Genomic DNA, 9,091 nt, shown 5'->3' on the forward strand with positions numbered 1-9,091 from the left:
GTCATCAGTCATAACCATCAACCGGACGACAATCGCCACCGGCGAAGTTCGTCCGGCGTGATCAGCCGGCGATGAATCCCGATTCGGAAAGAAGCCCCAGAACGCCGTGCCAGAGAATTTCGATACCGATGCACAGCAGGATGAAAGCAGACAACCGGAGCACCACCATCGTGCCGAGTCTGCCAAGCAGGTTAACCAGGCTGTTCGCATAGCGATAGCACAGGAAAATCACCAGCGCCGTCAATGCAGCGCCCAGCGCGGCGCTGCCAAACGTGAATACCAGGTCGGGCAGACGCGTCGGTGCATTGGCGCCCAGCGTGATCGAGGCCGCAATCGAACCAGGACCAACCGTCAGCGGAAAACTGATCGGGTAAAAACTGCGTACCTTGAATTCCTCGTCCGACCAGATATCTGCCTGCTTGTTGACTACCTGCGTCTGGATCGCATCCACATTCCCGCTATTGTCATGCAGCAGACGCCAGCCGGTCGCGATCACCAGAATGCCACCACCGATACGCACGATCGGCAACGAGATGCCAAAGAACATCAACACATGCGAGCCGATGAACATTGCACCCAGCAGCATGAAAAAGCAGTTGATCGCCACTTGACGCGCCAGGCGTTTTTCCGCCTCGCGTCCCATGTTGCCGAGCAGGCTGGCAAATACAGGCGCATTGCCGAATGGATTAAGAATCGGCAACAGCGTGATCGGGATCAGGAACGCGGATTTGAGGAACAGGATCAGCATGAAAAATTATTCGACTAATTGACCGAAGACAGATGCCATCGGCATGTTTCAATTCAACTGGAACAGGTCACTGCTGCTCGACAGCATAACCGGCCGCAAGCCACGCATCGATACCGCCGGTCAATGGCCGCACGCGCGTATAACCGCGCTGCATCAGTTTTTTCGCCAGGCGCGCCGCCGATGCTTCGTTCGGGCAGGCACAATAAATGATGACTTCCGAATTGGTTTCTGGATTGATGACCAGCGCACTCAAGTCGTCGTCCACCGACATTACCATCGCACCGGGAATGCGGCCGCCCTGCTGTGCAACACCGGTACGCACATCGATTATCGTCGGCGGATTACCGCTCTTGAGCAACTGGTCGAGTTCCGACACGGTGATCCGCGCCATGCGCAGATCCTTCAGGAACATGTAACGCTGCCACCATTTTTTTGCCAGGTAAACCGCGAATGCCAGGGCCACCAGCATTACGCCCCATTTTCCGAGGCTGGCGAGTATGTCGAGCAGATCGGAAACTGCCGAGCTGAACAGCGAACCGAGAAAAATTGCCGAACCGCTCCACAGCACAGCGCCCAATGTATCGAACAGAATGAATTTTCCCGAGCGTGTACCGATCGCGCCCGCCAATGCGCTGGCGACGGATGCAAAGCCGGGAATGAATTTCGCCACGATCAGCGACGCAGGGCCGTAGCGCATGTACACGCCTTCGGTCTGCCGCACGCACGAATCAGGCGACAACGAGATACGGCACAACTTCGCCATCACGCGTCCGCCGTAACGCCGACCGGCCATATACCACGCATAATCAGCAATCAACGCTGCGATCACGCCTGTCAGCAACAACATCGGTGCCGAGTATTCGCCACGTTCCAGCAAAGCCCCTGTAATCACCAGCGTCGGATAGGCTGGAATCGGCGCGCCGAGTTGTTCCAGCAGCACATTGCCGAAAACAAAAAACAACCCGTATTGTTCGATCAAATCCAGCAGGAAAGCCATGTCCGTTCCATTGTTCCGAAAAGCGTTTTACGTGAGGCGAAGCATAACAGGGCATATCAGGGCGCGCTGCAACATTTCAAAAGGGCAAGGCGATTGTCTTTGGTCATGGACGCCGTAGAAATATCGAATCTTTGCCCGTCATGCGAGTCGAATCCGCATCACCGACCATCATATGGAGAACAACATCATGTCACGCGAATTGAAACACATGACGGAGGAAGCCGATATCGGCAGTGGCGAGAAGAAACCGGCCGACAAGGAAACAGAAAAGGAAATCAGCAAGATTCCGAAAAAACAGGACGACGCCGGTGGACGTGCCACCGACAAGGTAAAGAACGAGGAAAAACGCCACGGCCTGGTGGACGAAGACCACCCGTTTCCATCGAAGGGAAATTGACGATAAGGACGACAGGTTGCCGGCGCCGGTCACCGGAGAATGGCGAATGCCGGCACCGACAACTCAACTCAAAACAGGCAGACAGACACCTGTTCGCGGCAAGCGCACTATCGAGCGCGTGCGCGATGAATGTTCAGTTCGTCGGCGAACCGCGGTGTTCAGCCACGGCAGCCATCGATTCGCCCAGTTTGACCGGTCCTGCGGCCAGCCAGTCCTTGCTGAAGGTCAACACATCTTTCGGAAACAGCATGACGACGGTCGAGCCGAGCAGGAATCGCCCCATCTCTTCGCCCTTCTTCAGGGCCAGATGCTGCTTGTCGTAGCGCCACTCGCGCACTGCCGGCAAACGCGGCGGATTGACCACGCCATGCCAGACTGTCTGCATACTGCCGACGATCGTGGCACCGACCAGCACCATGACGAACGGGCCATGTTCGCCTTCGAACACGCAGACGACACGCTCGTTGCGCGCGAACAATCCCGGAACGCCGCGTGCCGTGACCGGATTGACCGAGAACAGCGTGCCCGGCACGTAGATCATGCGCATCAAACGGCCATCGCACGGCATGTGAATACGATGGTAGTCGCGCGGACTCAGGTAGATGGTGGCAAAACTGCCGTGCAGAAAACGATCGGCCAATGCCTGATCGCCGCCAACCAAGGCCGTCGTCAGATAATCGTGGCCCTTCGCCTGGAAGATGCGATCCTGGTCGATGCTGCCGAACTGGCTGATCGCACCATCGACCGGGCAGATGAAGTCCGCATCGGCGATCGGTCGCGCGCCATTGCGCAATGCGCGCGTAAAAAATTCGTTAAAGCTTGCGTAGCTGGTGATATCCGGATTGGCTGCCTCGGCCATGTTGACGCCGTACTTGCCGATGAACCAGCGAATCAGTCCGGTCGTCACACGGCCTGCGCGGGCACCGGCGACCAGTCCGGCAAAAGCAGTCAACGCCCTTTTCGGCAATAGATATTGGGGAAGAACCGCAAGACGGGTAAACACGATGGTATGAACCTTTGAGTGAGGATCGCTGCTTGTCGGATGGTCGATTGAATTAACGGGTCAACGGCTTGACGACCGTCACACGGTCAATGACGAATTCGCCATCGATGACGCGACGGTGCGGCACGCCGGCCACTTCGAAACCGGGACCGCCTTCTTCCATCCATATCTGCGCCAGCGCATCGAACTCTTCCGGCGGCATCCTCAGCATCTGTGCGGAAATGACGAACTGCGCGCCTTCCTTCTGCTTGCTGACAATTTCTTCAATGCGGGCCATCTCCGCCATCCTTTGCTGATCAAAAACTGCCGTCATCATAACGGGTGTTGCCCTTGAATTCCATCGTGCGCTGCGTCTAATCGACCGGTACAGCTGCATTTTCCTTTGCGGATTTCGTCTTTCCCGCGTTGCCTTGCTGTACAAAAACCTGCTGGCACGGATCGGATTCCGGGTTCGCGCCGTCCCAGATCGACGTGACGATGATGCTCGCGCCGCTCGTCAAAATCGCTGCCCCGATACGCGCGATCGTGCCGATCTTGCCGGCCTCATCGCTCTTCCACGATGGTTTCTTGATCGGGCCGACGATTTTCACGTTGCCACCAAGAGAGGACCAGCCGAGGCTGACACCCGAACGTGCGCGCACGCGGCCGTGCAGGTCCAGCGTTTGCGATCGTAAATCCACCGTACCGCCCGTGAGCAGTTGGCTGACATCGCTACGCGCGCCGGCAATCCCTTCGCCGCGAGCAACACCCGATTGAAATGGAAGCCGCGCGCTGATACATGACAGATCGATGCTGTCGGCATCCTTGGCCGATAACAATCCGGTGAGCAGGAATTCCGCCTGCCCTGCCTTTTCCGACAGCACCCTGGCCGGACCAATACGAATATCGATCGGCCCGGTAGTGGACGCAGCGAGATCCTTCATCGATGTGCCGCTCGCATGGATGCGCATATCGACCTGCATCCGACCATCGCTGATGGCAGTCTTGCTGCCGGTTTCCTTGAACCAGCGGCTCAGCAACGTGTTGTCGAGTTTCAGATTCAGGTCGATCGCCTGTTTTTTTCCTTCAAGGACGGCATTACCCGACGCAATGCCGTCGAGCATTTTTCCCTTGAAGGACGGTACGCTCATGCGATCGCCCTCGAAATCAAGTCGCGCCACGGCATCCGTGACTTCCATACCGGAACGCAGCTTCAGCGATGCAATGGAAGCATCGACATGCCCTGTTGCGTTATCCAGACGCGCCAATAGTTTCCACGGCAAAGGTTTGTCCCGAAATAGCTCTCCCGGTTTTTTTGGCGGCAATGGTGGTCGACCGGCATCGAGAAACGTCTGAATCATGTCGATACGATCGGCCTGCAACCTGGCGGAAAAATTCGGTCGCGCATCGCTGATATCGAGTTGCGCACTGCCATCCAGATTCAATGCCCCCATTTGCAACTTCAACCGATTCACATGGATCTTCCGATCCTCGCCCTGCAGCATCGTGCTTGCCTTCAGCGGCACCGGAGAGCGCTCGTCAATGCCGAAAAAGGTATAAGCCTGCTGCAGCGATTGCGCATCGAGGGATGCGGCGAATGCATAACGCGGCATTGCAAGGTCAAGCGGGAAACGGCCGCTGGCGGAAAGTGCTGCCTGGCCGATTTTCGCGTTAACTTCACCTTCCGTCGATGCGCCGGGCGTGCCGAGTGCGGAAAGATCGCGGAGTTTGCCGTCCAGTTCCAGAATCTGCCCGTTCCTGTTGGCGCGTGCATCGAACACCACCTGCTGCAGATCGCCAGTTGCTTCAGCATGCAATGTTTCCAGATGCATCGTTTTGTGCGTTCCGTCTGCGTTGCGTACTGTCAACACACCGTCCTTAATCTGCAGATCGCTCAGCGCAATGTCCGAAGGCTGTTCTGCGTTCTTCGGCATCTCCCAACTGCGCCTGCCTTCTCGATCCGTTTCCAGGTTGACCCTGACGCGTTCGAAGCGCAAGCCTTTCACGACCACATTCCCTGTCAGCAGCGGCAGCAACGCCAGACGCACAGTAATGCCGGACGCCTGCAACATGTGTTTGTCCTGTGCCCATCCAGGATTGGAGATGGTGACGTTGGTTGCATGGACACGCGGGGTGGGCCACATGGAGATCGCGATATCGTCCACGGTCAGTTCGCGCGCCCAAGTTTGGCGGACCTTGTCATGCGCAAGCTGCTCGAGCCTGTCGCTGCCGGCCAGCGCATGCAGGACAAACGTGGCTGCCATCAGCAACAGTGCCAGCCCCGCTATTCCCCACAGCACTCCTTTTTGCCATCTGCGCATGCGCATTCATCCTCGCGGTCTGTATAACGGCACCCGTCGCCGGCCCATGCCAACATGTAGTCTCATGAGGATATATCAGTGCATCGTTCGCCGTCATGCCGACGATGACGCGTTATTGCGTAGGAAAGGGACGACACGATTGACGGCAGCAGGCGTGGTGACCTGAAGGCAACTGCGGTGATACAGTAATACGACATCGTTGCCCGAGGACATTCATGCAGCATCACTCCCGTTCCGAACAACACAGCAACGGCCGTATCGGCTGGCTGCGTGCGGCTGTCCTGGGCGCCAACGACGGCATCATCTCCACTTCCTGCCTGTTGCTCGGCGTGGCTGCAGCAGAAGCCGGCCGCAGCGAATTGCTGACTGCCGGCGTCGCCGCGCTGGTCGCCGGCGCCATGTCGATGGCAGCCGGCGAATACGTCTCCGTCAGTTCGCAGGGCGATGCGGAAAAAGCAGATCTCGATCGCGAACGCGAGGAACTCCGCGCCCAACCTGTTGCCGAACACCGCGAGCTGGCTTCGATCTATGTGGCACGCGGCGTAACGCCGGAACTGGCATCGCAAGTCGCCAAGCAACTGATGGCGCATGACGCGTTGAGCGCCCACGCACGCGATGAACTTGGCATTCTGGAAGGGACGAAGGCGCGTCCGGTGCAAGCGGCTGTGACGTCAGCGATTACATTTTCTGCCGGTGCGGCATTACCGTTGCTGACAGCGGCACTGGTCCCATCGACGTTGTTGATCCCGTTGCTGGCATTGACGTCGTTGCTGTTTCTGGTCGTGCTCGGCTGGCTCGGCGCACGTGCCGGCAACGCGCCTCCATTACGTGCCGCGATCCGCGTCGGTTGCCTCGGGATGCTGGCGATGGGCATCACGTTCGGCATCGGCAGAATGCTCGGCACTGTCGTCTGACGGCCGGAACGAGAAAGAGAAAACACGCAGGATGGCTTGAAATTTTCTGAAGGCAAACGCAAGAGGGCCGCACATGAAATTCAAGGATTATTACGAAACACTGGGCGTCAAACGCGATGCCACGCAAGACGATATCAAGAACGCCTATCGCAAACTGGCACGCAAATATCATCCGGACGTCAGCAAGGAAGGCGATGCAGAAGAACGCTTCAAGGAAGTCGGCGAGGCTTACAAGGTATTGAAGGAGCCGGAATCGCGCGCCTCCTATGATCGGCTCGGTGCCAACTGGCAAAACGACCAGGATTTCCGGCCGCCGCCGGGTGCCGAAGGCGGTTTCGAATTCCGTACCGGCGCGCAAAACGGCGCAGGTTTCGACGGCGCCGATTTTGGCGACTTTTTCGAACAGATGTTCAGCAGACAGACAGGCCGCCAGCGAACGATGCACATGCCGGGCGAAGATCATCACGCCAAAATCCAGATTGATCTGGAAGATGCCTATCGCGGTGCCGAGCGTTCGATCACGTTGCGCCTGCCTGAAATGGATGAAACCGGCCACCTCGTCAATCGTACCCGCACACTCAGTGTCAATATTCCGAAAGGTATTCGTGCCGGCCAGAACCTGCGGCTTGCCGGTCAGGGTGGCGCAGGCATCGGCGGCGGTCAGGCCGGTGATCTGTATCTGGAAATCGCCTTCCGTCCGCATCCGCACTACCGGGTCGATGGCGCCGACGTCTACATGGATTTGCCGCTGGCCCCGTGGGAAGCCGCACTCGGCGCAACCGTCAATGCCGACACCCCGGCCGGCCCTGTAGAACTGACGATTCCACCGAACTCGACCGCGGGCCGCAAGCTGCGTCTGAAAGGAAAAGGCATTCCGGCGAAGGAAGCCGGCAACCTGTACGTCATACTGGCCATCGCCCTGCCGCCCGCCGACAGTGAGGAAGCCAAACAGGCCTACCGCGCTATGAAGGATGCATTCGACTTCAACCCGCGCGCTTGATCGTGAAGGAGACAATCATGAACGAGACAATCCGCCAGACGGAAATCCAGGTGATCGATGACGATAGTTATCTGAGCCTGAACGAACTGTGCCGCAGTTGCAGCATGCAAAGTGAAACGATAGAAGCATGGGTATTCGAAGGTGTGCTGCAACCGCAAGGCGAACAACCGCAGGAATGGCGTTTCAACGGCAGCACGTTGCGGCGCGCGAAACTTGCGCAACGACTGGCGCAGGACCTGGAGATCAACACAGCCGGCATCGCGCTTGCACTGGATTTGCTGGAACGTATTGAAAATCTGCAGGCCGAACTGACGCGCGTCAGCCATTTTCATGCGCGGCTTTGACTGCTTCAGAGTCGGCTGACTGAGACGACTCAATCATCTCCTATTCGGGATCGAGCAGACGTGCCCCTGCTCCTTCAACGGACAATTCGTCGGCCGGATTGCGCAAGCGGCAATCCTTGATCGACAGGCAACCGCATCCAATGCATTGATTCAACTGGTTGCGCAGCTTCATCAACTTGTCGATCCGTTCATCCAGATCCGCCTTCCATGCCGCCGACATCCTGCGCCAGTCCTTTGCAGTCGGCGTCTTTCCTGCCGGTAGCGTTTTCAACGCATCACCGATCAACGCCAATGGCATGCCGATGCGCTGCGCCACCTTGATGATCGCCACCCGGCGCAACACATCGCGTGCATAACGTCGCTGGTTTCCTGCATTGCGCCGGCTGACAATCATTCCCTTTGACTCGTAAAAATGGATAGCGGAAACCGCCACGCCACTGCGGGCTGCAACCTCACCGACTGTCAGTTCCTCGTGCATCCCGCGCTGCTTCGGTTTTTCCATTGCATCCTCTTGACCTCAAGTTAAGTTGAGGTTTTACACTTCCATGCATTCGAATGCAATCAAACAAGGGGAAACGATGGCAACGGAAAAAATCAGGGTGGCGTTGATCTACGGCAGTACGCGTGAAGGACGTTTCTGCGATACCGTGGCGCAATGGGCGGCTGTGCAGACGAAAAAGCATGCGGGTTTTTCATTGCAGGTTATCGATCCGGCCGATATCGACATCCCGATGCGGTTGCAACGAAATTGCGCGCCGGAGCTTGCCGCGCTAAAAACGCAGCTTGCCGACGTCGATGCCTTCATCATCGTTACGCCGGAATACAACCACGGCTATCCGGCGGTGCTGAAGCACCTGATCGATTCGGCATATGGCGTCTGGCAGGCAAAGCCGGTCGGCTTTGTTTCGTACGGCGGATTGTCGGGCGGTGTGCGCGCGGTGGAACAGTTGCGGCAGGTTTTCGCCGAAGTGCATGCGACGACCGTACGCAACACTGTCAGCTTCATGAATGCGTGGGAGCAGTTCGATCGCGATGGCAATCTGCATGACACTGATCGCGCCGAACAGTCGATGACGATGATGCTGACCCAATTGCACTGGTGGGCGACTGCACTGAAACAAGCGCGCTCGGTGCAATCGTATGCGGAAATCGCAACCTGACGCTGCGTTTATCCAGCTTCCTTTTTTGTTTCCCCGCAAAAAAAGCGGCGATGTCCGGTAGATCCGGTTCATCGCCGCTTCATTCATCGGCATTGCGAGCTACCTGCGTTCCCCCAGCCTGAAACTCATGTAGATTGCATACAGCGCCGACAGACCGACCAGCATATAGACGACTCGCGACGCCATCGTTCCTTCGCCCAGAATGGTCGCAACAACATCCATACCCAT

At 57.5% G+C, this 9,091-nt stretch carries 12 protein-coding genes; 5 read left to right on the top strand and 7 right to left on the bottom strand.

The window, feature by feature from the left end; genetic code table 11:
* Window positions 1-61 precede the first annotated feature (61 nt).
* The gene (locus VN114_RS06370; protein WP_325513128.1) at window positions 62-748 is read right to left on the bottom strand and encodes a MarC family protein; all 687 of its coding nucleotides are present in this window, start codon (window positions 746-748) and stop codon (window positions 62-64) included.
* A gap of 67 nt (window positions 749-815) precedes the next feature.
* Window positions 816-1,745: a DedA family protein/thiosulfate sulfurtransferase GlpE gene (locus VN114_RS06375; protein WP_325513130.1), complete on the bottom strand. Its 930-nt coding sequence runs from the start codon at window positions 1,743-1,745 to the stop codon at window positions 816-818.
* A gap of 187 nt (window positions 1,746-1,932) precedes the next feature.
* On the opposite strand from VN114_RS06375, the gene VN114_RS06380 reads away from it, so the two are divergent.
* Window positions 1,933-2,142 carry a hypothetical protein gene (locus VN114_RS06380; protein ID WP_325513132.1) on the top strand — a complete coding sequence of 70 codons (210 nt, stop codon included), beginning with the start codon at window positions 1,933-1,935 and terminating at the stop codon, window positions 2,140-2,142.
* Window positions 2,143-2,275: 133 nt separating this feature from the next.
* Here VN114_RS06380 and asd read toward each other — a convergent pair whose 3' ends face one another.
* The 3 genes from asd to VN114_RS06395 all read right to left on the bottom strand — a co-directional run bounded on the left by asd (window position 2,276) and on the right by VN114_RS06395 (window position 5,445).
* Complete coding sequence (asd, locus tag VN114_RS06385) at window positions 2,276-3,145, bottom strand: archaetidylserine decarboxylase (protein WP_325513134.1); 870 nt, start codon at window positions 3,143-3,145, stop codon at window positions 2,276-2,278.
* 52 nt (window positions 3,146-3,197) lie between these two features.
* Window positions 3,198-3,422 carry a hypothetical protein gene (locus VN114_RS06390; RefSeq protein ID WP_325513136.1) on the bottom strand — a complete coding sequence of 75 codons (225 nt, stop codon included), beginning with the start codon at window positions 3,420-3,422 and terminating at the stop codon, window positions 3,198-3,200.
* 76 nt (window positions 3,423-3,498) lie between these two features.
* The gene (locus VN114_RS06395) at window positions 3,499-5,445 is read right to left on the bottom strand and encodes an AsmA family protein (RefSeq protein ID WP_325513138.1); all 1,947 of its coding nucleotides are present in this window, start codon (window positions 5,443-5,445) and stop codon (window positions 3,499-3,501) included.
* Between the two features lie 215 nt (window positions 5,446-5,660).
* Here VN114_RS06395 and VN114_RS06400 point away from each other — a divergent pair, with 215 nt between their 5' ends.
* The 3 genes from VN114_RS06400 to VN114_RS06410 all read left to right on the top strand — a co-directional run bounded on the left by VN114_RS06400 (window position 5,661) and on the right by VN114_RS06410 (window position 7,703).
* Window positions 5,661-6,359 (top strand): VIT family protein, encoded by a 699-nt coding sequence (locus VN114_RS06400; RefSeq protein WP_325513140.1) that lies wholly within the window; start codon window positions 5,661-5,663, stop codon window positions 6,357-6,359.
* A 73-nt stretch (window positions 6,360-6,432) separates the two neighbouring features.
* Window positions 6,433-7,359 carry a DnaJ C-terminal domain-containing protein gene (locus VN114_RS06405; RefSeq protein ID WP_325513142.1) on the top strand — a complete coding sequence of 309 codons (927 nt, stop codon included), beginning with the start codon at window positions 6,433-6,435 and terminating at the stop codon, window positions 7,357-7,359.
* Between the two features lie 17 nt (window positions 7,360-7,376).
* Window positions 7,377-7,703 (top strand): chaperone modulator CbpM, encoded by a 327-nt coding sequence (locus VN114_RS06410; protein ID WP_325513144.1) that lies wholly within the window; start codon window positions 7,377-7,379, stop codon window positions 7,701-7,703.
* A gap of 40 nt (window positions 7,704-7,743) precedes the next feature.
* On the opposite strand, the gene soxR is transcribed toward VN114_RS06410, so the two are convergent.
* Entirely contained in the window at window positions 7,744-8,205 is a 462-nt protein-coding gene (soxR, locus tag VN114_RS06415; RefSeq protein WP_325513146.1) for a redox-sensitive transcriptional activator SoxR, read from the bottom strand.
* Between the two features lie 76 nt (window positions 8,206-8,281).
* Here soxR and VN114_RS06420 point away from each other — a divergent pair, with 76 nt between their 5' ends.
* Window positions 8,282-8,863, top strand: coding sequence for an NAD(P)H-dependent oxidoreductase (locus VN114_RS06420; protein ID WP_325513148.1), 582 nt, complete (start codon window positions 8,282-8,284; stop codon window positions 8,861-8,863).
* 99 nt (window positions 8,864-8,962) lie between these two features.
* On the opposite strand, the gene VN114_RS13475 is transcribed toward VN114_RS06420, so the two are convergent.
* The gene (locus VN114_RS13475; RefSeq protein ID WP_414694198.1) at window positions 8,963-9,091 is read right to left on the bottom strand and encodes a DUF378 domain-containing protein; all 129 of its coding nucleotides are present in this window, start codon (window positions 9,089-9,091) and stop codon (window positions 8,963-8,965) included.

Origin of the sequence: Oxalicibacterium sp., from assembly GCF_035565035.1 — a bacterium.
GTDB lineage: Bacteria > Pseudomonadota > Gammaproteobacteria > Burkholderiales > Burkholderiaceae_D > Oxalicibacterium.

Coding starts and splice junctions, on each gene's coding strand:
- VN114_RS06370 (WP_325513128.1), bottom strand. CDS start 748: ATGCTGATCCTGTTCCTCAAATCCGCGTTCCTGATCCCGATCACGCTG.
- VN114_RS06375 (WP_325513130.1), bottom strand. CDS start 1,745: ATGGCTTTCCTGCTGGATTTGATCGAACAATACGGGTTGTTTTTTGTT.
- VN114_RS06405 (WP_325513142.1), top strand. CDS start 6,433: ATGAAATTCAAGGATTATTACGAAACACTGGGCGTCAAACGCGATGCC.
- VN114_RS06395 (WP_325513138.1), bottom strand. CDS start 5,445: ATGCGCAGATGGCAAAAAGGAGTGCTGTGGGGAATAGCGGGGCTGGCA.
- soxR (WP_325513146.1), bottom strand. CDS start 8,205: ATGGAAAAACCGAAGCAGCGCGGGATGCACGAGGAACTGACAGTCGGT.
- VN114_RS06410 (WP_325513144.1), top strand. CDS start 7,377: ATGAACGAGACAATCCGCCAGACGGAAATCCAGGTGATCGATGACGAT.
- VN114_RS06420 (WP_325513148.1), top strand. CDS start 8,282: ATGGCAACGGAAAAAATCAGGGTGGCGTTGATCTACGGCAGTACGCGT.
- VN114_RS06400 (WP_325513140.1), top strand. CDS start 5,661: ATGCAGCATCACTCCCGTTCCGAACAACACAGCAACGGCCGTATCGGC.
- VN114_RS06390 (WP_325513136.1), bottom strand. CDS start 3,422: ATGGCCCGCATTGAAGAAATTGTCAGCAAGCAGAAGGAAGGCGCGCAG.
- VN114_RS06380 (WP_325513132.1), top strand. CDS start 1,933: ATGTCACGCGAATTGAAACACATGACGGAGGAAGCCGATATCGGCAGT.
- VN114_RS13475 (WP_414694198.1), bottom strand. CDS start 9,091: ATGGGTATGGATGTTGTTGCGACCATTCTGGGCGAAGGAACGATGGCG.